The organism is Pseudomonas sp. TZ252, assembly GCF_056110345.1.
Genome location: NZ_CM148566.1, coordinates 4,437,080 through 4,460,952 on the forward strand (window position 1 = coordinate 4,437,080; position 23,873 = coordinate 4,460,952).

A 23,873-nucleotide genomic window follows, 5' to 3' on the forward strand; every position below is an offset into this window, starting at 1 on the left:
CAAGCCTCGCCCTTAGTATGCGCCCCGTCTTCACGACGAACTCAACGAAGTGAAGCGATCCAGCGGTACTTTGGGGCTATAGCTCAGCTGGGAGAGCGCTTGCATGGCATGCAAGAGGTCGACGGTTCGATCCCGTCTAGCTCCACCAAATTGCCGGGAATACGCGGTTGGTTTTGCGGATTCCTACGAAGGTTTCGTCCCCTTCGTCTAGTGGCCTAGGACACCGCCCTTTCACGGCGGTAACAGGGGTTCGAGTCCCCTAGGGGACGCCACTTCATGTTCATCCGTCCCAGCAATGGATGAACGTGTCGACGACCGGAAGGTTGTCGAAGCGATCGGAAGATCGCCCGCCTGATGGCGAATTCGGGGCTATAGCTCAGCTGGGAGAGCGCTTGCATGGCATGCAAGAGGTCGACGGTTCGATCCCGTCTAGCTCCACCACATTCCAAGGCCAGCATCGCTGGCCTTACTTTTCGAAGGTTTCATTGTCCCCTTCGTCTAGTGGCCTAGGACACCGCCCTTTCACGGCGGTAACAGGGGTTCGAGTCCCCTAGGGGACGCCACTTTTTCCCGCTCTGCGGGGCTCTATAGGGCCATTCCGAATTGGAATGGCCCTTTTGTTTTTTCCCTTTCGAATTTCCTGACAGACGGCCCGGCCGTACGCTTGCCGATTTTTATTATGCATATAATATTTCATCCATAATATTTTCGGAGATCGTCATGAGCGACAAGAAAACCCAGACCCGTGCCCGCATCCTCGGTGCCGCCACCCAGGCCCTGCTCGAGCGGGGCGCCGTCGAACCTAGCGTCGGGGAAGTGATGGGCGCGGCGGGGCTCACCGTCGGCGGCTTCTATGCCCACTTCCAGAGCAAGGATGCGCTGATGCTCGAGGCGTTCGAGCAATTGCTCGGCAAGCGCCGCGAACTGCTCGGCGAACTCGATCCCGGATTGTCGGGAAAGGAGCGTCGTGCCTTGGCGGCCGCCTTCTACCTGTCGCGCAAGCATCGGGACGCACAGGTCGACGCCGGTTGTCCGCTGCCGGCGACCCTAGCCGAGGTGGCGCGCCTGCCGGAGGGGTTTCGCGAGGTCTTGAGCAGACATGTCGAGATCATGGTCGCCAGCCTGGCGGAAAGTCCCGAGGAAACCGACGTCGCCCTGGCCGACCTGGTGTTGATGATTGGCGGTTTGGCGCTGGCCCGGGCATTGGGGCCGGGGGATCTGTCCGACCGGGTTCTGCGTGCCGCCAAGCAGGCGGTGAACTGAGGAGGTGCGAGATGAGCAGCCTGACCTGGATTCGCGGTTTCAACGGGACGATCGGCCGCATCGCGCCGCGTTGGACGGCCGAGCGTATGCGTCGGACGTTCATGGTGTCTGGCGAGTGGCCGCCGAAGGATTGGGAGCTGCCGCTGCTGGCCAGTTCGGAGCGCGTCACTCTGCGCTTCGGGCTGTCGGTGTTGCGCTGGGGCGAGGGGCCGGCAGTCCTGCTGCTGCATGGCTGGGCCGGCAGGCCGACACAGTTCGCCCATCTGATCGAGCAACTGGTCGGCGCGGGTTATTCGGTGTATGCCCTCGATGCGCCGGCCCATGGCCGCTCGCCGGGCAGGGAGGCGAACGTGGTGCTGTTCGCCCATGCCTTGCTGGAGGCCGCTGGCGAGTTGCCGCCGCTGCGTGCGGTGGTCGGTCATTCCCTGGGTGGCGCGGCGGCGTTGCTGGCGGCCCAGATGGGGCTGCGCAGCGAAGCGCTGGTGACGGTCTCGGCGCCGTCGCGGATTCTCGAACAGTTGCGCCTGTTCGCTCGTTTCGTCGGTTTGCCGGCCCTGGCTCGCTCGCATTTCATCCGCCTGGTCGAGCGTCAGGCTGGCATATCCGCGGCGTGCCTGGATGTGGCGCGCTACCGTCTGGAAATGCCCGGGCTGGTGGTGCATGCCGACGACGACACGCGCGTAGCGGTGGAAAATGCCGAGCGCATCCATGCCGCCTGGCCGGCCAGTCGCTTGCTGCGTCTGCCGGGCGGCGGCCACCACCGACTGCTCGGCGAGCGCAGGCTGAGCGAGTCGCTGCTGGCGCTGCTCGAGGAGCGCCCGGCGATGCGCGCTTGCCGGCGCGTGGAAAAGACGGCGAGCGCTTCCTGAGGCGCGTAGCAGAGGGGTTGTCGTTGTCCTGACCTCGGTTCTTCGGTAAAAAGCGCTGTGGCCCGCGCGGAGCGATCCGGCGGGGCGAACCGTTTCGAATCGAGGAGTGCCCATGACATTGCCGCTGGATCGGGTCCTGCAGCAGGCCAGCCCGGTATTGCCGGTGCTGGTGATCGAGGACGTGGCGCTGGCGCCCGACCTGGCGCGCGCGTTGTATGCGGGCGGCGTCACGGTGCTGGAAGTGACGCTGCGCACGCCGCAGGCGCTGGACGCGATCGCCGCCATCCATCGCGAGGTGCCCGAGGTCCTGCTGGGGGCGGGTACCCTGATCCACACCGAGCAGTTTCTCGAGGCGCGCGACGCAGGCGCACAGTTCGCCGTCAGCCCCGGATGCACGCCGCGTCTTGCCGCCGCCGCGGAGGATGCCGGCCTGCCATACCTACCCGGGGTGATGACGCCTTCGGAAGTGTTGCTGGCGCTGGAGTACGGTTATCGCTCGCTGAAGCTGTTCCCGGCTGATGGCACTGCCAGCGTGAAAATGCTGAAAAGCCTGAAGGGGCCGTTCACCGGCATCCGCTTCTGCCCGACCGGCGGGGTGAACCTGGACAACCTGCTGAATTTCCTCCGCCTGCCCAATGTCGCCTGTGTCGGCGGCACCTGGTTGGCGCCGCCGAGCCTGATCCGGGCGCGGGCCTGGGATCAGATCACACAACTGGCCAGGGAAGCGCGCGAACTGGCCGGCAGCCTGGAGCAGCATTGATGAATTGGGACTACGCCGATCCGTTCGTGATCGACCTCAGGGTCCTCGCCGAGGACATCGACGGGCTCGGCCACGCGAACAACGCCGTCTACGTCAGTTGGCTGGAGCGCTGCGCCTGGCGCCACTCGCAGCGGCTGGGCCTGGACCTGGCCGAGTACCGCCGGCTGGACCGGGCGATGGCGGTGCTGCGCCACGAGATCGACTACCTGGCCGCGGCCTACGAGGGCGACGAACTGCAATTGGCGACCTGGATCGTCGAGTCCGACCAGCGCCTGCGGATGAACCGGCGCTTCCAGTTGGTACGCCCGGCGGATGGCGCCACGCTGCTGCGGGCGCAGACCACCTTCGTCTGCATCGAACTGTCCAGCGGCAAGCCGAAGCGGATGCCGGCGGAGTTCATCGACGGCTATGGCCAGGCTCTGCTCGCCGGGGCCTGACCCGTCGCGCGTCGGCCGGCAGGCATTCGCACTTTGTTCCGGGCGGCGGATTCTCTAGAATCCGCCGCCTGTCATTTTCGAGGTAGTGGTTCGTGCAAATCGCCCTGGCGCCGATGGAAGGTCTGGTGGATGAAATCCTCCGCGACGTGCTGACCCGCGTCGGCGGCATCGATTGGTGCGTCACCGAATTCATTCGCATCACCGATCGCCTACTGCCGGCCACGGCTTTCCACAAGCTGGCGCCGGAGCTGCGCGACGGCAGCCGGACCCGCGCCGGGACGCCGATGCGTGTGCAGTTGCTCGGCTCCGATCCTGCGTGCCTGGCGGATAACGCCGCGTTCGCCTGTGAGCTGGGTGCCCCGGTGATCGACCTGAACTTCGGTTGTCCGGCCAAGACCGTGAACCGCTCGCGCGGCGGCGCGGTATTGCTCAAGGAGCCGAAGCTGATGCACGACATCGTCGCCGCCGTGCGTCGCGCGGTGCCGAGCGAGATTGCGGTGACCTCGAAGATGCGCCTGGGCTACGACAGTCCCGACGGCGCCCTGGATTGTGCGCGGGCCCTGGCCGACGGCGGCTCGGCCCATGTAGTGGTGCATGCCCGGACCAAGGTCGATGGCTACAGGCCGCCGGCGCACTGGGAGTGGGTGGCGCGGGTGGCCGAGGCGGTGCGCGTGCCGGTGTTCGCCAATGGCGAAGTGTGGACGCTCGACGACTACCTGCGTTGTCGCGAGGTCAGCGGGGTGGAGGACATCATGCTCGGTCGCGGCCTGGTCTCGCGTCCTGGCCTGGCTCGGCAGATCGCCGCCTGGCGCGATGGCGGCGAAATCCGCGAGATGCCCTGGAGCGATCTGTTGCCGCTGCTGCGCGACTTCTGGCTGCAGGCCCGGCGCAAGCTCGCCCCGCGCTATGCCCCGGGCCGTCTCAAGCAGTGGCTGGGCATGCTCACCCGCACCTATCCCGAAGCCGTCGAGCTGTTCGCACGGATACGCCGGGAAAGCGATTGCGAAACCATCGACCGGCTGTTGCAGGTGTCGTTCAGCCAGGCGGCCTAGCTTGCGTACCAGGCCTAGCGGCCGCCGCTGACATCGATGAAGGTGCCGGTGCTGTAGCTGGCTTCGTCCGACGCCAGCCAGAGAATCGCCCGCGCGACTTCCTCCGCCGTACCGCCGCGTCCTAGCGGTATGCCGCCCTTCAGGCGTTCGATACGGCCTGGCTCGCCGCCGCTGGCGTGGATCTCGGTATCGATCAGTCCGGGCCGCACCGCGTTGACCCGGATACCCTCCGCCGCCACTTCCCTGGCCAGACCGATGGTCATGCTGTCGATGGCGCCCTTGGCGGCGGCATAGTCGATGTATTCGTTGGGCGATCCCAGCCGCGAGGCCATCGAGGACACGTTGACGATGCTGCCGCCGCGCCCGCCGTGGCGGGTCGACAGGCGCTTCACCGCCTCGCGGGCGCAGAGGAAGCTGCCGGTCACGTTGGTCGCGAATACCCTGTGCAGGCGCGCCGCGTCGATGTTTTCCAGGCGCGTCTGCGCTTCCAGCATGCCGGCGTTGTTGACCAGCACGTCGAGGCGCCCGAAACGTTCGTCGATGGCGGCGAACAGCCGCTCGACATCGCCTTCCTCGGCTACGTCGGCCGCCACCGCCAGGGCTTCGCCGCCCTGGCGCTCGATGCGCTGGCGCAGCGCTTCGGCGGCCTCGCGGTTGCGCAGATAGTTGAGGACGACCGCATAGCCGCGTTCGGCGGCGAGCAGAGCGGTGGCGGCGCCGATGCCGCGGCTGGCTCCGGTGATCAGCATGACGTTGCGCATGATGATGCTCCCCAGGTCAGTAGCGAGTGAAGGTCAGGTAGTCGGCGTCCCAGCCCAGGCCCTGCCAGAACAGGTTGGACAGCGGCGCGTCAAGGGCCGATTGCGCGCGGATCAGGCCGGCGCCGCGCGAGCGCAGGGCCTCCTCGGCGCTGCCCACCAGTTCCCGGGCCAGGCCCTGGCGGCGGGCCTGCGGCAATACGTAGAGCTCTGCGATCTCTCCGACCCGTGCCTGACCGTCCTCGATCTGCCACAAGTGGGCGAGGACGAAACCGCGGGGATGCTGCTGGGCCTCCGCCAGCCAGAGCAAGCGGTTGCGCGAGGCGGCCAGGAGCAGTGCCTGGATCGCCTGTTGGTCGCCGGCATCCAGGGTTTCCCCGGCTTCGCGGACATTGGCTTGCCAGAGCGCGGCCACTGCGGGGACGTCGTCGGCGCTGGCCAGGCGAACCCGGTGCTGCTCTGGCGTCGCATCGAGCTCCTGGCCGACCCGCAGCAGGTTGCCGTCGGGATCGACCAGGGCGAATTCGCGCATACCCCAGGGCTGGTCTTCCAGGACCGTGATGCGTGGAATCCCCTGGCCGCCCAGGCCGAGGGCCGTGGCCTGGCGATGCAGCGCCTGGGCGTCCTCCAGGCGCAGGTAGGCAGCGCTGCAATTGGTCTTCGGTTCGAGCGCCTCGAACAGCGACAGGTGCAGCTCCAGGGCGCCGCGCTGGAGGATGGCGTAGGTCGGATAGCGAGCGCCAAGGTGGAAGCCGAGGGACTGGTAGAAGGCGCTGGCGCTGTCCAGATCGCGGCAGGGGAAGGTCGGGATTGCGCGTTCCATGGCGACGGTTCTCGAAAGGATGAGTTTCGATCTGAGCACGACGAACGGTCGTTCTCAAGGCTCTTGAAATACTTCCGACGATCCCTATCTAGTTCGTGCGGGATGCCGAAGACGGGTTCCGCACCAGAGTACTTGCTGATAATTCAGGAGATTCGCAATGAGCAACGCTTTTTCCCTCGCCCCGCTGTTCCGTCATTCCGTAGGCTTCGATCGCTTCAACGATCTGTTCGAGTCGGCCCTGCGCAATGAGGCCGGGAGTACCTACCCGCCCTACAACGTCGAAAAGCACGGTGACGACGAGTATCGCATTGTCATCGCCGCCGCCGGCTTCCAGGAAGAAGACCTGGACCTGCAGGTCGAGCGCGGCGTGCTGACCGTCAGTGGCGGCAAGCGCGAGAAGTCCACGGACAACGTGACCTACCTGCACCAGGGCATCGCCCAGCGCGCCTTCAAGCTGTCGTTCCGCCTCGCCGACCATATCGAGGTCAAGGCGGCTTCGCTGGCCAACGGCCTGCTGAACATCGACCTGGTGCGGCTGGTTCCGGAAGAAGCCAAGCCGAAGCGTATCGCCATCAATGGCCAGCGCCCGGCACTGGACAACCAGTAACCGTCAGCGGTGATCGAAAAAAGGCGCCTTCGGGCGCCTTTTTTTCATTTCGTTACGCTATCGGCCCGGGGCTCCGCCGGTAGGCCGTCGGGCACCTCGTCCAGCAGGACGTCGAGGTCGACGGCGGCCGCCATCGCCCGGTTGCCTTCGTCGCTGGGGTGCAGATGGTCGCCGGAGTCGTAGCGCGCGGCGAGCCGCGACGGCTGCTCCGGATCGCGCAATGCCGCGTCGAAGTCGATCACCGCATCGAAGGCGCCGGCATGACGGATCCACTCGTTAACCTGCCTGCGCAGGGCTTCCTTGGCGGGATGGTAATAATCGCTCAACGGCGTGCCGGGCAGTGCGCCCTCGAACGGCGTGAGGGTCGCGCCGACGACCCGGATACCCCGGTTGTGCGCCCGTTCGATCAATTGCCGGTAGCCGGCGATCAGCGCTTCCAGGGTGGGCGGTGCGGCATTCCGGGCGAAAGCGGTACCGGGCCAGGCAATGTCGTTGATGCCGAGCATCACCACCATGCTGCTTGCGCCTGGCTGGGCCAGTACGTCGCGGTCCAGACGTGCCAGCGCGCTCGCGCCCATGCCGTCGCTCAGCAGACGGGCGCCGGAAATCCCCGCATTGACCACGGCGACGCCATGCGGGGCCAGGCGTTCGGCGAGGAAGTCCGGCCAACGGCTGTTCCGGTCGAGGCTGGCGCTGGCTCCGTCGGTGATCGAGTCGCCGAGCGTCACCAGCGTCCGCGTTGCCGTTTCGGTTTCGACCAGGATACCTGTCAACAGCAGGCGCGCGCTGGTGCTCTGGCTGTCCGCCGCGTCCAGCTGCAATGCGTGGCTTTGGGTCTGCTCGCCGGCGACGATCCAGCCCGTCTGGCGGCCGTCCCAGTGGAAGGTTTCCATGGGCGTGGCGGCCGGCAGGTAGAGACTCACCAGCACCTGCGAGAGCGCGGCCACCGGCATCGCCACCGGATCGCTGAGTAGCGTGGCGCCGGGCGCGATGGTCGCCGTCCGGCGTCCGCCAAAGGTCACGTCATGCAGGCTGCCGGTGGCGACCGCGGCGCGCTCGGAACCGGGTTTGGCCAGGGTGGCCCGGCCGATCCGGATCGGGCGCCTTCCATAGGTATTTGCCAGGACGATGCGCACGCGCGTTCCTCCCAGGCTGATTCGCGCCAGTTGCCGCACCGTCTGGTCGTGCAGTTCGGCCGGCACGTTGCTGGGAAACAGGAAGTCCTCAGCCCAGACCGGCTGCGGGCTGGCCTGCCAGCTGGCGGTCCAGGAAGCGGCCGGCGCGGCGCAGGCGTACAACAGGCTCGTCGCGAGCGCGAAGGCCCGGGTTGCGCTGGAGGTCGCGGCGGGAAGTCTTTCGATGGGTCGTTTCATGTCGTTGAATTCAGTGGTTATCCTGTAGCTGATGATGAATTCAAAGATTTAAGGGGAATAGGCCGTAGCGGGGAACATCATTTATGAAGCGAAATCATCAGGCAGGGCGCCATGGCCCGGCTTGAAGTCAACCGTTCCGGCGAACTGGAGGTGTTTGCCCGGGTCGTCGAGTCGGGGGGCTTTTCCGCCGCCGCTCGACGTTGCGGCATGACGCCCTCGGCAGTCAGCAAGTTGATCACCCGGCTCGAACAGCGCCTGGGAACCCGCTTGCTGAACCGCTCCACCCGACAATTGCAACTGACACCCGAGGGATGCGCGTTCTACGAGCGCGGGGTGCGTATCCTGGCCGATCTGGAGGAAGCCGAGCGGTGTGCGAGCGAAAACGCGGCGCCGCGTGGGCGCTTGCGAGTCAACGCCAACGTGCCTTTCGGGCATCACTTCCTGCTGCCGCTGGTGCCCGAGTTCCTCGCGCAGCATCCCGAGGTGACGCTGGATATCGTGCTGACCGATGAGGTCGTCGACATCCTCGAGCAGCGCACCGACGTGGCCGTGCGCGCGGGGCCGCTGAAAAGCTCGAGCCTGGTGGCGCGCAAGCTGGGGAGCACGCGCATGCTGATCGTCGGTGCGCCGGCCTATCTGGCCCGGCATGGCATGCCGGCCACGCCGCAGGCGCTGCTGGGGCACAACCGCCTCGGCGCCAACTATGTGCGAACGCGCTCCGGCTGGCCGCTGCGGGACGCCGGCGAGGAACTCGTGGTGCCGTTGTCGGGCAACGCCCAGGCCAGCGATGGCGAGGCGCTGCGCCGTCTGGCCGTGGCCGGCCTGGGCCTGGCGCGGCTGGCCGCGTTCCAGGTGCGCGAGGACATAGCCGCCGGGCGCCTGATTCCCGTGCTCGAGGCATACAACCCAGGCGACCTGGAGGAAGTCCACGCCGTCTACGTCGGCCAGGGCGGCTATCTGCCGCTGCGCGTGCGGGCGTTCCTGGACTTTCTGGCGGAGCGCGTCGATATGAGCCAGGGTTGATCGCAGTGCTACATGAATACGCCGATTCCGCGGCCGAAAGCTTTTCTTCCTAGCGCTTCATCCACAGGAGGCAATCCAGATGAGCGATGACATCCAGCGTTACCCCAGCAGCCTGCCGTTTCCCTTTTCCCGCGCGGTGCGGGCCGGCGGCTTCCTGTTTCTTTCCGGACAGGTGCCGATGAGTCCGACCGGCGAGGTGGTACGTGGCGATATCCAGACCCAGACCGAAGCGGTGATGGCACGCATCGGCGAGACCCTGGAGAGCTGTGGCGCGCGTTTCGACCAACTGGTGAAGGTCACCGTCTGGCTGTCGGACATGGCCCACTTCGCCGGTTTCAACGAGGTCTACCAGCGTCATGTGCAGGGGGCCTTGCCGGTACGCTCGACGGTGACCGCCGGGCTGGCGCTGGGGGTCGACGTGGAGGTCGAGGTGCAGGCGTGGGTCGGCGAGGGCTGAGTCGCGAGGGCATTGGCATGCAGGTCGGGTGAGCGCTGGCCGCGGACGGCAAAGAGGGGAGGGCCTACCCGTGGCGTCCGACCTGAATCGCTTCAGGCCGCTGGAGTGCCGTTGCCGAATGCCTGTTCGTCGAGCAGGCGCATGAAGGCGCGCGCGGCGTTCGACAGGGTCCGCTCGGTGTGCAGGATATAGCCGAGCTGGCGGCTGAGCTGGATGTCCTGCAGCGGCAGGCGCACCACCTGGTCGTCGAGCATGGTCCGCGGCAGCACGCTCCAGGCCAGGCCGATGGAGACCATCATCTTGATGGTCTCCAGGTAGTTGGTGCTCATGGCGATGTTCGGCGTCAGCCCTTCGGCTTCGAACATGCGCCGCACGATGTGGTGGGTGAAGGTGTTGCCGCCGGGGAATACCGCGGGGTGCTTGGCGACGTCGGCGAGGAACACCGTGCCCTGTCGGGCCAGCGGGTGCTCCGGGGCGGCGACGAAGTCCAGCGGGTCGTCCCATACCGGGACTGCGCGCACCGGTTCGGCGGTTTCCGGGGCCAGGGTGATCACCGCCAGTTCCGCACGACCATGAAGGATCTCCTCGTAGGCCACTTCCGAATCCAGGAACTGGATATCCAGCGCCACCTGCGGATGCGCCCGGGTGAAGGCGCGCAGCAGCGGCGGCAGGCGATGCAGGCCGATGTGGTGGCTGGTGGCCAGGACCAGCCGGCCGCTGACCTCGCCGGTGAGGTTGTTCAGCGCCCGGCGGGTGTCGTCGAGCACGTTGAGCAACTGGTAGGCGCGCGGCAGCAGGGCGCGGCCGGCCTCGGTGAGGTTGACCTCGCGGCCGACCCGGTCGAACAGCCGGGCATTGAGCTGCTGTTCGAGGGCGGCGATGCGCTTGCTCACCGCCGGTTGGGTCAGGTGCAGGCGCTCGCCGGCTTCGGAGAAGCTGCCGGTCTCGGCAATGGCGATGAAGGTGTTGAGGCTGTTCAGGTCCATTGCGGGCCTCCGCTGGTTTCGGCTGCCCGGAGCTTAGCGCCAATGGATTCCTGTTGGGAATGCTTTGGATGAAAAATATGAATTTGAGTTATTCGTAGACAAGCCATAGGATCATCCTCACAAGCCCTGTGGGCATAGAAATGAGCTGATGAGGAAATCCCGATGGCCGGCAAGACCCTCTACGACAAACTCTGGGACATGCACCTGGTCAAGCAGCGCGACGACGGTTCGGCGCTGATCTACATCGACCGCCATATCCTGCACGAAGTGACCTCGCCGCAGGCCTTCGAGGGTCTTCGCCTGGCCGGGCGCAAGCCGTGGCGGATCGACGCCAACATCGCCACCCCGGACCACAACGTGCCGACCACCCGCACCGAGCGCAAGGGCGGCATCGCCGCCATCGCCGACGAGGTCTCGCGCCTGCAGGTGCAGACCCTCGACGAGAACTGCGACGACTTCGGCATCACCGAATTCAAGATGAACGACGTGCGCCAGGGCATCGTCCATGTGGTCGGTCCGGAGCAGGGCGCGACCCTCCCGGGGATGACCGTGGTCTGCGGCGACTCGCACACTTCCACCCACGGCGCCTTCGGCGCGCTGGCCCACGGCATCGGCACTTCCGAGGTAGAGCATGTGCTGGCGACCCAGTGCCTGGTGGCGAAGAAGATGAAGAACATGCTGGTCAAGGTCGAAGGCAGGCTGCCGGCCGGCGTCACGGCGAAGGATATCGTCCTCGCGGTGATCGGCAGGATCGGCACCGCCGGCGGCAACGGCCACGCCATCGAGTTCGCCGGCAGCGCCATCCGCGACCTGTCCATCGAAGGGCGGATGACCATCTGCAACATGTCGATCGAGGCGGGCGCCCGCGTCGGCCTGGTCGCCGTCGACCAGAAGACCATCGACTACGTGAAGGGCCGGCCCTTCGCGCCGAGCGCCGAGCAATGGGACCAGGCCGTCGCCTGCTGGCAGGGGCTGGTGTCGGACGCCGATGCCCGCTTCGATACCGTGGTCGAGCTGGACGCCGCGCAGATCAAGCCGCAGGTCAGCTGGGGCACGTCGCCGGAAATGGTCCTGGCCGTGGACCAGAACGTGCCGGACCCGGCCCGCGAGAGCGACCCGATCAAGCGCGGTTCGATCGAGCGCGCCTTGAAGTACATGGGCCTGCGGCCGAACCAGGCGATCACCGACATCCAGCTGGACCGGGTATTCATCGGTTCCTGCACCAACTCGCGGATCGAGGACCTGCGCGCTGCCGCCGAAGTGGCCAGGGGTCGCAAGGTCGCCGCGACCATCAAGCAGGCGCTGGTGGTGCCGGGTTCCGGGTTGGTCAAGGAGCAGGCCGAGAAGGAAGGCCTGGACCGGATCTTCATCGAGGCCGGCTTCGAATGGCGCGAGCCGGGCTGTTCCATGTGCCTGGCGATGAACCCAGACCGGCTGGAGAGCGGCGAACACTGCGCCTCGACCTCCAACCGCAACTTCGAGGGCCGTCAGGGCGCCGGTGGCCGTACCCACCTGGTCAGCCCGGCGATGGCCGCCGCCGCGGCCGTCAACGGCCGCTTCATCGATGTCCGCGAATTGCTCGCCTGAGGAGAACCGAGATGAAACCCTATACCCAGACGACCGGTCTCGTCGCTCCGCTGGATCGCGCCAACGTCGATACCGATCAGATCATTCCCAAGCAATTCCTCAAGTCGATCAAGCGTACCGGCTTCGGCCCCAACCTGTTCGACGAATGGCGCTACCTGGATGTCGGGCAGCCGGGACAGGACAACTCGAAGCGTCCGCTGAACCCGGACTTCGTCCTCAACCAGCCGCGCTACCAGGGCGCCAGCGTACTGCTGGCGCGGGAGAACTTCGGCTGCGGCTCGTCCCGCGAGCACGCGCCCTGGGCGCTGGACGAGTACGGTTTCCGCACGGTGATCGCACCGAGCTATGCCGACATCTTCTTCAACAACAGTTTCAAGAACGGCTTGCTGCCGATCATCCTGCCCGAGGCCGAGGTGGACGAACTGTTCCGCCAGGTCGAGGCGAACGAAGGCTACCAGTTGTCCATCGACCTGGCGGCGCAGACCGTTACCCGTCCTGATGGCAAGGTGCTGGGTTTCGAGGTCGACCCGTTCCGCAAGCATTGCCTGCTCAACGGCCTCGACGACATCGGCCTGACGCTGCAGGACGCCGATGCGATCCGTGCCTTCGAGGACGGCTACCGCCAGCAGCAGCCCTGGCTGTTCCGCTGAGCGCCACGCGAGTCCCCTTGCCGGGCGCATCCTGGGTAGGGTGCGCCCGGTTTTTCTCCCGGAGTAGGTTCATGAGCGACCACGATGACGTTGTCCAGCGCCAGTTCGGCGCCCAGGCTTCGGCCTACCTGAGCAGCGCCGTGCATGCCCAGGGCGAGGAATTCGCCTTGCTGCGCGACGCCCTGGCCGGGCGCCCGGAAGCGCGGGTCCTCGACCTGGGCTGCGGCGCCGGCCACGTGAGCTTCCAGGTCGCCGCCCTGGCAGGGGAGGTGGTGGCCTACGATCTTTCCGCCGAGATGCTCGCCGTGGTGGCGCAGAGCGCCGCGGAACGGGGCATGGCGAACATCCGTACCGAACAGGGCAAGGCGGAGAGCCTGCCCTTCGCCGACGGCGAGTTCGATTTCGTCTTCAGTCGCTATTCCACCCATCACTGGCGCGACGTCGGCCTGGCCCTGCGCGAGGTGCGGCGGGTGCTCAAGCCCGGCGGGGTGGCGATCTTCGTCGACGTGGCGGCGCCCGGGCAGGCCTTGCCGGACACCTTCCTGCAGACCGTCGAGCTGCTCCGCGACACCAGCCATGTGCGCAACTACTCGCCGGCCGAGTGGGCGCGCCTGAGCGGCGAGGCGGGCTTGCTGGTAACCGGAAGCCGGCGCCAGCGCCTGCGCCTGGAGTTCCAGTCGTGGGTCGAGCGGATGCGTACGCCGGAGGTGTTCCGCCAGGCGATCCGCAGCCTGCAGCTGGCGGTGGGCGAGGAAGTCAGGGAGTATTTCGAGATTGCCGACGACGGCTCGTTCAGCACCGACGTGCTGGTGCTGTGGCTGCGTCGGGAGTGACGGTTCGATCGCGGCGGCGCATGCCCGCCGTTCAATGAATGAAGGACAAGAGGGTGTTATGAGCAAGCAGATCCTGGTTCTCCCCGGTGACGGTATCGGCCCGGAAATCATGGCGGAAGCGGTCAAGGTGCTGGAACTGGCCAACGACAGGTTCCAGCTCGGCTTCGAACTGGCCGAGGACGTCATCGGTGGCGCGGCCATCGACAAGCACGGCGTGCCGCTGGCCGACCAGACCCTGCAGCGCGCGCGCCAGGCCGATGCGGTGCTGCTGGGCGCGGTAGGGGGGCCGAAGTGGGACAGGATCGAACGCGATATCCGTCCCGAGCGCGGTCTGCTGAAGATTCGCTCGCAACTGGGCCTGTTCGCCAACCTGCGTCCGGCCATCCTCTATCCGCAACTGGCCGCGGCCTCCAGCCTGAAGCCGGAAGTGGTCGCCGGGCTGGACATCCTCATCGTCCGCGAACTGACCGGCGGCATCTACTTCGGCCAGCCCCGCGAGCAGCGTGTGCTGGAGAACGGCGAGCGCCAGGCCTACGACACCCTGCCGTACAGCGAGAGCGAAATCCGTCGTATCGCCCGCGTCGGTTTCGACATGGCCCGCGTACGCAACAACAGGCTCTGCTCGGTGGACAAGGCCAACGTCCTCGCCTCCAGCCAACTGTGGCGGGAAGTGGTGGAAGAGGTGGCGAAGGACTACCCGGACGTCGAGCTTTCCCATATGTACGTGGATAACGCCGCCATGCAACTGGTGCGCGCGCCCAAGCAGTTCGACGTGATGGTCACCGACAACATGTTCGGCGACATCCTGTCGGATGAGGCTTCCATGCTGACCGGTTCCATCGGCATGCTGCCTTCTGCCTCGCTCGACGCGAACAACAAGGGCATGTACGAACCCTGCCACGGTTCCGCCCCGGACATCGCCGGTCAGGGCATCGCCAACCCGTTGGCGACCATCCTCTCGGTCTCGATGATGTTGCGCTACAGCTTCAGCCAGGCGACCGCCGCCGACGCCATCGAGCAGGCGGTGAGCAAGGTCCTCGATCAGGGGCTGCGCACCGGCGACATCTGGTCCGAAGGCTGCCGCAAGGTCGGCACCCGGGAAATGGGCGATGCCGTAGTCGCGGCACTCAAGAATCTGTAATCTGACGGGCTTGGCCGGCGCCATGATGGCTGCCGGCCAGCTCACTTCTCTCATATAGGTGTAGTTGCGATGAAGCGTGTAGGTCTGATCGGTTGGCGCGGGATGGTGGGTTCCGTACTCATGCAGCGGATGCTGGAAGAGCGGGACTTCGACCTGATCGAGCCGGTGTTCTTCACCACGTCGAACGTCGGTGGCCAGGGCCCGGAAGTGGGCAAGGACATCGCTCCGCTGAAGGACGCCTACAGCATCGACGAGCTGAAGACCCTCGACGTGATCCTGACCTGCCAGGGCGGCGACTACACCAGCGAAGTATTCCCCAAGCTGCGCGAGGCCGGCTGGCAGGGCTACTGGATCGATGCCGCCTCCAGCCTGCGCATGGAAGACGACGCGGTGATCGTCCTCGACCCGGTCAACCGCAAGGTCATCGACCAGGCTCTGGACGCCGGCACCCGCAACTACATCGGCGGCAACTGCACCGTCAGCCTGATGCTGATGGCCCTGGGCGGGCTGTTCGACGCCGGCCTGGTCGAGTGGATGAGTGCCATGACCTACCAGGCCGCCTCCGGCGCCGGCGCGCAGAACATGCGTGAACTGCTCAAGCAGATGGGCGCCGCCCATGCATCGGTGGCGGATGACCTGGCCAACCCGGCCAGCGCGATCCTCGACATCGACCGCAAGGTGGCGGAGACCCTGCGCAGCGAAGCCTTCCCCACCGAGCATTTCGGCGCGCCGCTGGGCGGCAGCCTGATCCCCTGGATCGACAAGGAACTGCCCAACGGGCAGAGCCGCGAAGAGTGGAAGGCCCAGGCGGAGACCAACAAGATCCTCGCTCGCTTCAAGAACCCGATCCCGGTCGACGGTATCTGCGTGCGCGTCGGCGCCATGCGTTGCCACAGCCAGGCGCTGACCATCAAGTTGAACAAGGATGTGCCGCTGACCGACATCGAGGGCCTGATCAGCCAGCACAATCCCTGGGTCAAGCTGGTGCCGAACCACCGCGAGGTAAGCGTGCGCGAGCTGACCCCGGCCGCCGTCACCGGCACCCTGAGCGTTCCGGTCGGGCGCCTGCGCAAGCTGAACATGGGCTCCCAGTATCTCGGCGCCTTCACCGTCGGCGACCAGTTGCTGTGGGGCGCTGCCGAGCCGCTGCGGCGCATGCTGCGCATCCTGCTGGAGCGCTGATCGATCCGGTGCCGCCCGCAATGGGCGGCGCCTCGATTGCCTGGGCGAAGGTGGGCAAGTAAAGTGCCACGCCTATTTCGCAGACCGCCGAGGCTTTTCCCATGTCCCAGCCCCTCAATGTCGCAGTCGTAGGCGCCACCGGATCGGTTGGCGAGGCTCTGGTCGGTCTCCTCGACGAACGCGACTTCCCGCTTCATCGTCTGCACCTGCTGGCCAGCGCCGAGTCGGCCGGGCAGCGCATGGGTTTCGCCGAAAGCAGCCTGCGCGTCGGCGATGTCGATAGCTTCGATTTTTCCAGTGTCGGCCTGGCCTTCTTCGCCGCGGCAGCCGAGGTGTCGCGTGCCCATGCCGAGCGCGCCCGCGCGGCGGGTTGTTCGGTGATCGACCTGAGCGGCGCCCTGGAACCGAGCGTCGCACCGCCGGTCATGGTTTCGGTGAATGCCGAACGCCTGGCCTCGCAAGCGGCGCCGTTCCTTTTGTCCAGTCCTTGCGCCGTAGCCGCCGAACTGTGCGAAGTGCTGGCGCCACTCCTGGCCACGCTGGATTGCCGGCAACTGAACCTGACAGCCTGCCTCTCCGTCTCCAGCCTGGGGCGCGAAGGGGTCAAGGAACTCGCCCGGCAGACCGCCGAACTGCTCAATGCGCGCCCCCTGGAGCCGCGTCTCTTCGACCGCCAGATCGCCTTCAACCTGCTCGCGCAGGTCGGAGCGGTGGATGCCGAGGGACACAGCGCGATCGAGCGGCGCATCTTCGCGGAGGTGCAGGCCTTGCTTGGCGAGCGTATCGGACCGTTGAACGTTACCTGCATCCAGGCGCCGGTATTCTTCGGCGATAGCCTCAGCGTGACCCTGCAGTGCGCGGAACCGGTGGACCTGGCCGCGGTGACGCGGGTCCTCGATGCGACGAAAGGTATCGAATGGGTCGGCGAGGGCGATTATCCGACGGTGGTCGGCGATGCCCTCGGCCAGGACGAGACCTATGTCGGCCGGGTGAGGGCGGGGCAGGCTGATCCCTGTCAGGTCAATTTGTGGATTGTGTCTGATAATGTGCGAAAAGGTGCCGCGCTGAATGCCGTGCTCCTGGGTGAGTTGTTGATAAAACACTATCTGTAAAAGATACTTACCCACAGATTTGTAGAATTATTCGAGCTTGTTAATACTGGTTCGATCCGCTGCTGCCGGGGAGCGTCCGTCCATGCATGGCTGGGCGAGCGGACAGCAAGCACCGACGCACTCCCTCTCGTGAAACGAGAAAAGATATTAAAACCAAGGGATTACACTATGGTTCGGCTTCGTACACTGGTTCGGGCAATCGCGGCGGCCTCGGTCCTGACTTCCGGCATGGCGCATGGATTGGGACTGGGGGAAATCACCCTGAAGTCGGCGTTGAACCAACCGTTGGATGCCGAGATCGAGCTGCTCGAAGTTCGTGACCTGGGTTCGGGCGAGGTGATCCCGAGCCTGGCGTCGCCGGAAGAGTTCAGCAAGGCGGGCGTCGATCGCCTGTACTACCTCACCGACCTGAAGTTCACGCCGGTGGTGAAGCCCAACGGCAAGAGCGTCATTCGCGTGACCTCGTCGAAGCCGGTGCAGGAGCCCTACCTGAACTTCCTGGTCCAGGTGCTCTGGCCGAACGGCCGCCTGCTGCGCGAGTACACCGTCCTGCTGGATCCGCCGCTGTACTCCCCGCAGGCCGCGGCAAGCGCTCCGCAAGCGCCGGTCAGCGCGCCGCGCGCGACCGGCGCCCCGCGAGCCCCGCAGGCTCCGGCTCCGGTGCGTACCACCGCGCCGGCAGGCAGCGACACCTATCGCACCGTTTCCAACGACACGCTCTGGGAGATCGCCCAGCGCAACCGTACCGATCGCGTTTCCGTACCCCAGGCGATGCTCGCGTTCCAGGAACTGAATCCGGGCGCCTTCGTCGATGGCAACATCAACCGGCTGAAGAGCGGCCAGGTCCTGCGCATTCCCACCGAACAGCAGATGCTGGAGCGCTCGCCGCGCGAGGCGCTGTCCCAGGTGCAGGCGCAGAACCAGAGCTGGCGCGGCAGCCGCAATCCGGCCGCGGGCAGCGCTGGCGCCAGGCAGTTGGATGCGACCCAGCGCAATGCCGCCGGGTCGGCGCCATCCAAGGTCGACGCCACGGACAACCTGCGCCTGGTGTCTGGCGAGGGCAAGGCCAGCAAGGGTGCCGACAAGGGCGGGAAGGGCGACAGCAAGGCGCTCGCCGATACCCTGGCGGTGACCAAGGAAAGCCTCGATAGCACTCGCCGCGAGAACGAAGAACTGCAGAGCCGCATGCAGGATCTGCAGAGCCAGCTGGACAAGCTGCAGAAGTTGATCCAGTTGAAGGACGCCCAGTTGGCCAAGCTGCAAGGGCAGTTGGGCGCCGAAGGCCAGGGCGCAGCCCAGCCGAACGCAGCCCTGCCGGATGCGTCCCAGCCCAATGCAGCAGCGCAGGCGCCGGCTCAGCCCGGGACTCCCGCTGCGGCAGCGCCGACTCCTGCTCCAGCCGGAGAAGCACCCGCCGCTCCGGCGCAGCCTCCGGTGGCGCCGCCGCCCGCGCCAGCTGCCGAGAAGCCTCCGGCACCTGCCGTTCCGGCGCCCGCTCCGGTACAGGCGGCAGAGCAGCCGGCACCGAGCTTCCTCGACGAACTGCTGGCCAACCCGCTGTGGTTGGCGGTGATCGGCGGTAGCGCACTGCTGGCGTTGCTGGTGCTGCTGATGATCCTGTCGCGGCGCAATGCGCAGAAAGAGAAGGAAGAAGCCCAGGCTTTCGCCGCGGATACCGGCGAGGAACAGGAGGATGCGCTGGACCTGGGAAAGGACGGCTTCGACGACCTGACCCTCGACGAGCCTGAGCCGCAGGTCGCAGCCGTCGCTCCGCAGGTCGAGAAGACCACCGCGCAGACTTCCGATGCGCTGGGCGAGGCCGACATCTATATCGCCTACGGGCGTTTCAACCAGGCCGCCGAACTGTTGCAGAACGCCATCTACGACGAGCCGCAGCGCACCGACCTGCGCCTCAAGCTGATGGAAGTCTATGCCGAGATGGGCGATCGCGAAGGTTTCGCTCGCCAGGAAAACGAGCTGCGCGAAATCGGCGGCGCACAGCCGCAGGTCGAGCAGCTCAAGTCGCGCTATCCGGCAATGGTCGCGGTCGCCGCGGTTGCCGGCCTGGCCGGCGCCAAGCTGGCGCAGGACGAGCTGGATAGCTTCAGCCTCGACGATCTGTCGCTCGACGACAGCGGTCACGCGGCCAAGCCGGATGCGGCAGGACAGGATCTCGACGACGCCTTCGACCTGAGCCTGGACGACCTGGGCGGCGACGACGTGCAGGCCGACCTCAAGTCCGACAGCGGGGCGCTGGACGACCTGACCCTGGACAGCGATCTGGACCTGGCGGCCTCGACCGCGGCGGACAAGCCTGTCGACGATCTCGACTTCGGCCTGGATTTCGCGGAGTTGGCAGAGACTCCGAGCCAACCCAAGCATGACGACCTGGGCGATTTCTCCCTGGATCTCGATGCGCCGGAAGACAAGCTTTCGGACGACGACTTCCTGCTTTCGCTGAACGACGAAGTGCCCGCCGCGGCGCCCGCCGACAACGAATTCACCCTCGATACCGAGGCTGCCGAAGAGCCGGCGTTGTCCCTGCCGGACGACTTCGACCTGTCGCTGGCCGACGAGCCGACGGAGCCGGCCGCTCCGGAGAAGGGCGAGGACAGTTTCGCCGCCCAGTTGGACGAGGTGAGTGCGCAGTTGGACGAGTTGGCCAGCAACCTTGACGAGCCGAAGAGCGCGACGCCGAGTTTCTCCGCCGAAGATGCAGCGGTCGCCTCCGCCCTGGACGGAGACGCCGACGATGACTTCGACTTCCTCTCCGGTGCCGACGAAGCGGCGACCAAGCTGGATCTGGCTCGTGCCTACATCGACATGGGCGATAGCGAAGGCGCGCGCGATATCCTCGACGAAGTCCTGGCCGAAGGTAACGACAGCCAGCAGGCGGAAGCCCGCGAGTTGCTGGAGCGCCTGGCCTGATCCGGAAATGAAGCGACTCTCATGAACGATGTTGTTCCGCCAGCGGCAGCCGAATCGGCTGCCGCTGGCGTTTCCAGAATCGCCCTCGGCATCGAGTACAAGGGCTCCCGCTATCGTGGCTGGCAGCGCCAGGAAGCCGGCGTGCCTTCCGTGCAGGAAGCGCTGGAGCGCGCCTTGTCGAAGGTTGCCGCCGAGCCGGTCGGGGTGATCTGCGCCGGCCGTACCGACGCTGCCGTTCATGCCAGCGGCCAGGTGGTGCATTTCGACACCGCGGTGGAGCGCCCGTTGAAAGCATGGGTGATGGGCACCAACGCCAACCTGCCCGCGGATATCAGTGTGACCTGGGCGAGGGTGATGCCGGCGCATTTCCACGCGCGCTTCTCGGCCATGGCCCGGCGCTATCGCTACGCCATCTACAACGATCCGATCCGCCCGGCGCACCTGGCCGAGGAGGTCACCTGGAACCATCGGCCGCTGGATATCGGGCGGATGCGCGAGGCGGCCCAGGTACTGGTCGGCACCCATGACTTCACCTCGTTCCGGGCGGTGCAGTGCCAGGCCAAGTCGCCGGTCAAGACCATGCATCACGTGCGCTTGCTGGAGCATGGTCGGTTGATCGTGCTGGACATCCGCGGTAACGCTTTCCTTCACCATATGGTGCGCAACATCGCTGGCGTCCTGATGACCATCGGTGCCGGCGAGCGGCCGATCGAATGGGCGAAGGAGGTGCTCGAGGCGCGCGACCGGCGCGCCGGTGGGGTCACCGCTCACCCCTACGGACTCTATCTGGTGCGGGTGGAGTACCCCGGGGAGTTCGAGTTGCCCGAGCGCTACCTGGGGCCGCATTTCCTTTCCGGATTGCCCGATATCGTCGGCTGACGTCGAATCGGGCTTTTGCTACCATCGAGAATTCCCGCCGGACCGGCCGTCCGGCGGTTCGTCGCTCACTCGCCGAGGATTCTCCGTCGTTGCCAGCCGTTCGCATCAAGATCTGCGGTATCACCCGAGTCGAGGACGCCCTGGCCGCTGCCGCGGCGGGCGCCGATGCCATCGGCCTGGTGTTCTATGCGAAGAGCCCGCGGGCGGTGGATATCCATCGGGCGCGGGAGATCGTTCGTGCCCTGCCGCCGTTCGTGACCAGCGTCGGCCTGTTCGTCAACGCCAGCCGCTGCGAACTGGGCGAGATTCTCGATGCGGTGCCGCTGGACCTGCTGCAATTCCATGGCGACGAGCGCGCCGAGGACTGCGAGGGACATCGGCGACCCTACCTGAAGGCCCTGCGGGTGAAGCCCGGCGACGACATCGTCGGGCGCGCGGCGGCATATCCGGGAGCTGCCGGGATTCTCCTGGATACCTATGTGGAAGGCGTGCCCGGCGGCACGGGGGCGGCGTTCGACTGGTCGCTGGTGCCGACCGACCTGGGCAAACCCCTGGTGCTGGCCGGCGGTCTGACGCCGGATAACGTCGGCAGGGCAGTCGAGCAGGTCAAGCCCTACGCGGTGGACGTCAGCGGTGGCGTCGAGGCGAGCAAGGGAATCAAGGATGCGGCGAGGGTCCGCGCGTTCGTGGACGCGGTGCGTTCGCGGCGCCGCGACGAGACATGATGTGACGACGGGCGGCCCGCCGCCGTCCACTAGCGTGTCGCCGTTTCCGCGACAACGCCCGGCCGCCGATAGGGAGGCCAGATATTTCGCGATAGCCGCTCGCCGGGTATCGCCCAGGTGACCGCGCAGGCGGGGGATGGGACAGGCCGCGAAACGCTTCGCAGCCGTGGGGCCCACCGCTGCCGGCGGTCACGAAGATGAATTTGCTCAGGGACGCCGTCACCGGATCGGTGCGGCCATCCCGACCTTGCACTGGAGAACAAAGAGCATGAGCAACTGGCTGGTAGACAAGCTGATCCCTTCCATCATGCGTTCCGAGTCCCAGAAGAGTTCGGTACCGGAAGGCCTGTGGCACAAATGCCCGTCCTGCGAAGCCGTGCTGTACCGTCCGGAGCTGGAAAAGACCCTGGATGTCTGCCCGAAGTGCGATCACCACATGCGCATCAACGCGCGTACCCGCCTGGACATCTTCCTCGATGAGGACGGTCGCGAGGAGCTGGGTGCCGACCTCGAGCCGGTGGACCGCCTGAAATTCCGCGACAGCAAGAAGTACAAGGATCGCCTCGCCGCGGCACAGAAGGACACCGGCGAGAAGGACGCGCTGATCGCCATGAGCGGCAAGCTGCAGGGTATGCCGGTGGTCGCCTGCGCCTTCGAGTTCTCCTTCATGGGCGGTTCGATGGGCGCCATCGTCGGCGAGCGCTTCGTTCGCGCAGCCAACGTCGCCCTGGAGAAGCGCTGCCCGCTGATCTGCTTCTCCGCCTCCGGCGGCGCGCGCATGCAGGAAGCGCTGATCTCGCTGATGCAGATGGCCAAGACCTCGGCGGTCCTGGCGCGCCTGCGCGAAGAAGGCATCCCGTTCGTCTCGGTATTGACCGACCCGGTCTACGGCGGCGTTTCCGCCAGCCTGGCGATGCTCGGCGACGTGATCGTCGGCGAACCCAAGGCGCTGATCGGCTTCGCCGGTCCCCGCGTGATCGAGCAGACCGTCCGCGAGAAGCTGCCGGAAGGCTTCCAGCGTAGCGAGTTCCTCCTTGAGCATGGCGCCATCGACATGATCGTGCATCGTGCCGAGTTGCGGCCGCGCCTGGCCAATCTGCTGTCGGCCTTCACTCATTCGCCGAGCCCCGTATCCGCATGACCCAGCGTTCCCTGGCCGATTGGCTGAGCTATCTCGAACAACTCCATCCGACGGCCATCGACATGGGCCTGGAGCGTTCCCGCGAGGTAGCGCGCCGGCTCGGCCTGGGAAGGCCGGCGAAACGCGTGGTCACCGTTACCGGGACCAACGGCAAGGGCTCCACCTGCGCCCTGCTCGCCGAACTGCTGCGTGAGCAGGGGTTGTCGGTCGGGGTCTACAGCTCGCCGCACCTGCTGCGCTACAACGAGCGGGTGCGGATCGATGGCGTCGAGGCCGGCGATGCGCAACTGTGCGACGCCTTCTCCGCGGTGGAGGCCGCACGTGGCGAGATTTCCCTGACCTATTTCGAAATGGGCACTCTGGCCGCCTTCTGGCTGTTCGAGCGCGCCGGGCTGGACTTCGCGGTGCTGGAAGTCGGCCTTGGCGGGCGCCTGGATGCGGTCAACCTGATCGACGCCGACCTGGCGCTGATCACCAGCATCGGCCTGGACCATGCGGACTGGCTGGGCGATACCCGCGAAAGCGTGGCTTTCGAGAAAGCCGGTATCCTGCGCGCCGGCAAACCGGCCCTGTGCGGCGATCTCGATCCCCCGCAGCCATTGCTGGAGCAGGTGGCTGCGCTGGGGGCACCGCTTTACCTGCGCGGTCGCGACTACGACCTGGCGCTCGCCGATCATGGCTGGCACTGGCGCGGGCTGGCCGCGGACGGCCAGGCGCTGGCGCTGCACGATCTGCCGTTGCTCGGGTTGCCCATGGAAAACGCCGCGCTGGCCCTGCAGGCCTACGCGTTGCTCGAGTTGCCCTGGCAGGCGGAGCGCCTGGCCGAGGCGCTGCGGCGGACCCGGGTGACCGGTCGCCTCGATCGCCGCGACCTGTCCTGGAACGGCCAGCCACGCCAGCTCCTGCTGGACGTCGGGCACAATCCCCAGGCCGCCCAGTACCTGGCGCAACGCCTGCGTGCCGCAGCGCCACGAGGACGCTACCTGGCGGTCTTCGGCCTGCTGGCGGACAAAGACCTGGATGGCGTACTGGAACCCTTGACCGGCTTGGTGCAGGATTGGGCCGTTGCACCGTTGCCGACTCCGCGTTCGCGGCCGGCCGCGGAGCTGGAGGCGGCGCTGATCCTGCGCCAGGTTCCGGCGAGCAGTCATGCGGATATCGCCGCCGCCCTGGACGCGCAGTGCGCCAAGGCTACCGCGGATGATGTCATTCTGCTGTTCGGATCGTTCTATAGCGTGGCCGAAGGCCTGGAATGGCTGGCCCGTAGAACGGATAAGGGGGAGTAAA

Annotated in this window: 23 protein-coding genes and 4 tRNA genes; 23 read left to right on the forward strand and 4 right to left on the reverse strand. The window is 66.5% G+C overall.

The features are described from left to right. Positions 1-72: 72 nt before the first annotated feature. From ACYAF3_RS20570 to ACYAF3_RS20610, 9 genes are all read left to right on the forward strand, one after another. Positions 73-148 (forward strand) — tRNA-Ala (locus ACYAF3_RS20570). Between the two features lie 48 nt (positions 149-196). Next, positions 197-272, forward strand: a tRNA-Glu gene (locus tag ACYAF3_RS20575). A gap of 93 nt (positions 273-365) precedes the next feature. Continuing rightward, positions 366-441 (forward strand) — tRNA-Ala (locus ACYAF3_RS20580). A gap of 46 nt (positions 442-487) precedes the next feature. Next, positions 488-563, forward strand: a tRNA-Glu gene (locus ACYAF3_RS20585). 157 nt (positions 564-720) lie between these two features. Continuing rightward, complete coding sequence (locus tag ACYAF3_RS20590; protein WP_023086036.1) at positions 721-1,263, forward strand: TetR/AcrR family transcriptional regulator; 543 nt, start codon at positions 721-723, stop codon at positions 1,261-1,263. 11 nt (positions 1,264-1,274) lie between these two features. Beyond that, entirely contained in the window at positions 1,275-2,132 is an 858-nt protein-coding gene (locus ACYAF3_RS20595) for an alpha/beta fold hydrolase (protein ID WP_047106806.1), read from the forward strand. Positions 2,133-2,244: 112 nt separating this feature from the next. Then, positions 2,245-2,892: a bifunctional 4-hydroxy-2-oxoglutarate aldolase/2-dehydro-3-deoxy-phosphogluconate aldolase gene (locus tag ACYAF3_RS20600; RefSeq protein ID WP_003115023.1), complete on the forward strand. Its 648-nt coding sequence runs from the start codon at positions 2,245-2,247 to the stop codon at positions 2,890-2,892. Then, positions 2,892-3,329 carry an acyl-CoA thioesterase gene (locus ACYAF3_RS20605; protein ID WP_003107647.1) on the forward strand — a complete coding sequence of 146 codons (438 nt, stop codon included), beginning with the start codon at positions 2,892-2,894 and terminating at the stop codon, positions 3,327-3,329. The genes ACYAF3_RS20600 and ACYAF3_RS20605 overlap by 1 nt, the downstream gene beginning before the upstream one ends. Before the next feature lie 92 nt (positions 3,330-3,421). After that, positions 3,422-4,381 (forward strand): tRNA dihydrouridine synthase, encoded by a 960-nt coding sequence (locus ACYAF3_RS20610; protein ID WP_047106804.1) that lies wholly within the window; start codon positions 3,422-3,424, stop codon positions 4,379-4,381. A gap of 14 nt (positions 4,382-4,395) precedes the next feature. Here the strand turns inward: ACYAF3_RS20610 and ACYAF3_RS20615 are convergent, their stop codons facing one another. Together ACYAF3_RS20615 and ACYAF3_RS20620 are read right to left on the reverse strand one after the other, a co-directional pair. Further along, positions 4,396-5,142: an SDR family oxidoreductase gene (locus tag ACYAF3_RS20615; RefSeq protein WP_003104218.1), complete on the reverse strand. Its 747-nt coding sequence runs from the start codon at positions 5,140-5,142 to the stop codon at positions 4,396-4,398. 16 nt (positions 5,143-5,158) lie between these two features. Beyond that, positions 5,159-5,962: a GNAT family N-acetyltransferase gene (locus ACYAF3_RS20620; protein WP_023113200.1), complete on the reverse strand. Its 804-nt coding sequence runs from the start codon at positions 5,960-5,962 to the stop codon at positions 5,159-5,161. A gap of 157 nt (positions 5,963-6,119) precedes the next feature. Here ACYAF3_RS20620 and ACYAF3_RS20625 point away from each other — a divergent pair, with 157 nt between their 5' ends. Further along, positions 6,120-6,569 (forward strand): Hsp20 family protein, encoded by a 450-nt coding sequence (locus ACYAF3_RS20625; protein ID WP_003091405.1) that lies wholly within the window; start codon positions 6,120-6,122, stop codon positions 6,567-6,569. Between the two features lie 44 nt (positions 6,570-6,613). On the opposite strand, the gene ACYAF3_RS20630 is transcribed toward ACYAF3_RS20625, so the two are convergent. Continuing rightward, positions 6,614-7,942: an SGNH/GDSL hydrolase family protein gene (locus ACYAF3_RS20630; RefSeq protein ID WP_023113199.1), complete on the reverse strand. Its 1,329-nt coding sequence runs from the start codon at positions 7,940-7,942 to the stop codon at positions 6,614-6,616. 111 nt (positions 7,943-8,053) lie between these two features. Between ACYAF3_RS20630 and ACYAF3_RS20635 the strand changes: the two genes are divergently transcribed. Beyond that, positions 8,054-8,965, forward strand: a complete 912-nt coding sequence (locus ACYAF3_RS20635; protein ID WP_003115019.1) for a LysR family transcriptional regulator — start codon at positions 8,054-8,056, stop codon at positions 8,963-8,965. 79 nt (positions 8,966-9,044) lie between these two features. Then, positions 9,045-9,422 (forward strand): RidA family protein, encoded by a 378-nt coding sequence (locus ACYAF3_RS20640; protein WP_003091402.1) that lies wholly within the window; start codon positions 9,045-9,047, stop codon positions 9,420-9,422. Positions 9,423-9,514: 92 nt separating this feature from the next. Here the strand turns inward: ACYAF3_RS20640 and ACYAF3_RS20645 are convergent, their stop codons facing one another. Next, positions 9,515-10,408 (reverse strand): LysR family transcriptional regulator, encoded by an 894-nt coding sequence (locus tag ACYAF3_RS20645; protein ID WP_003091401.1) that lies wholly within the window; start codon positions 10,406-10,408, stop codon positions 9,515-9,517. 162 nt (positions 10,409-10,570) lie between these two features. On the opposite strand from ACYAF3_RS20645, the gene leuC reads away from it, so the two are divergent. The 11 genes from leuC (at position 10,571) to folC (ending at position 23,872) form a co-directional block, all read left to right on the forward strand. Then, a complete protein-coding gene (gene leuC, locus ACYAF3_RS20650; protein ID WP_003091399.1) occupies positions 10,571-11,995 on the forward strand; it encodes a 3-isopropylmalate dehydratase large subunit in 1,425 nt (474 codons plus the stop codon). A gap of 11 nt (positions 11,996-12,006) precedes the next feature. After that, positions 12,007-12,645 carry a 3-isopropylmalate dehydratase small subunit gene (gene leuD, locus ACYAF3_RS20655; protein WP_003091398.1) on the forward strand — a complete coding sequence of 213 codons (639 nt, stop codon included), beginning with the start codon at positions 12,007-12,009 and terminating at the stop codon, positions 12,643-12,645. A 71-nt stretch (positions 12,646-12,716) separates the two neighbouring features. Continuing rightward, positions 12,717-13,478, forward strand: coding sequence for a class I SAM-dependent methyltransferase (locus tag ACYAF3_RS20660; RefSeq protein ID WP_003115017.1), 762 nt, complete (start codon positions 12,717-12,719; stop codon positions 13,476-13,478). Positions 13,479-13,536: 58 nt separating this feature from the next. Continuing rightward, entirely contained in the window at positions 13,537-14,619 is a 1,083-nt protein-coding gene (gene leuB, locus ACYAF3_RS20665) for a 3-isopropylmalate dehydrogenase (RefSeq protein ID WP_003091395.1), read from the forward strand. Between the two features lie 69 nt (positions 14,620-14,688). After that, complete coding sequence (gene asd, locus ACYAF3_RS20670) at positions 14,689-15,801, forward strand: aspartate-semialdehyde dehydrogenase (protein WP_003111187.1); 1,113 nt, start codon at positions 14,689-14,691, stop codon at positions 15,799-15,801. 101 nt (positions 15,802-15,902) lie between these two features. Beyond that, positions 15,903-16,913: an aspartate-semialdehyde dehydrogenase gene (locus ACYAF3_RS20675; RefSeq protein WP_003115016.1), complete on the forward strand. Its 1,011-nt coding sequence runs from the start codon at positions 15,903-15,905 to the stop codon at positions 16,911-16,913. A gap of 168 nt (positions 16,914-17,081) precedes the next feature. Continuing rightward, positions 17,082-19,841 carry a motility hub landmark protein FimV gene (gene fimV, locus ACYAF3_RS20680; protein WP_003122265.1) on the forward strand — a complete coding sequence of 920 codons (2,760 nt, stop codon included), beginning with the start codon at positions 17,082-17,084 and terminating at the stop codon, positions 19,839-19,841. A gap of 21 nt (positions 19,842-19,862) precedes the next feature. Continuing rightward, positions 19,863-20,720, forward strand: a complete 858-nt coding sequence (truA, locus tag ACYAF3_RS20685) for a tRNA pseudouridine(38-40) synthase TruA (protein WP_003091390.1) — start codon at positions 19,863-19,865, stop codon at positions 20,718-20,720. Positions 20,721-20,809: 89 nt separating this feature from the next. Then, positions 20,810-21,445, forward strand: coding sequence for a phosphoribosylanthranilate isomerase (locus ACYAF3_RS20690; RefSeq protein WP_003116445.1), 636 nt, complete (start codon positions 20,810-20,812; stop codon positions 21,443-21,445). 268 nt (positions 21,446-21,713) lie between these two features. Continuing rightward, a complete protein-coding gene (accD, locus tag ACYAF3_RS20695; protein ID WP_003104199.1) occupies positions 21,714-22,586 on the forward strand; it encodes an acetyl-CoA carboxylase, carboxyltransferase subunit beta in 873 nt (290 codons plus the stop codon). Beyond that, on the forward strand, positions 22,583-23,872 hold the full coding sequence (folC, locus tag ACYAF3_RS20700) for a bifunctional tetrahydrofolate synthase/dihydrofolate synthase (RefSeq protein ID WP_003104198.1): 1,290 nt from the start codon (positions 22,583-22,585) through the stop codon (positions 23,870-23,872). Before accD ends, folC begins: the two co-directional genes overlap by 4 nt. The last annotated feature ends 1 nt before the right edge of the window (position 23,873 follow it).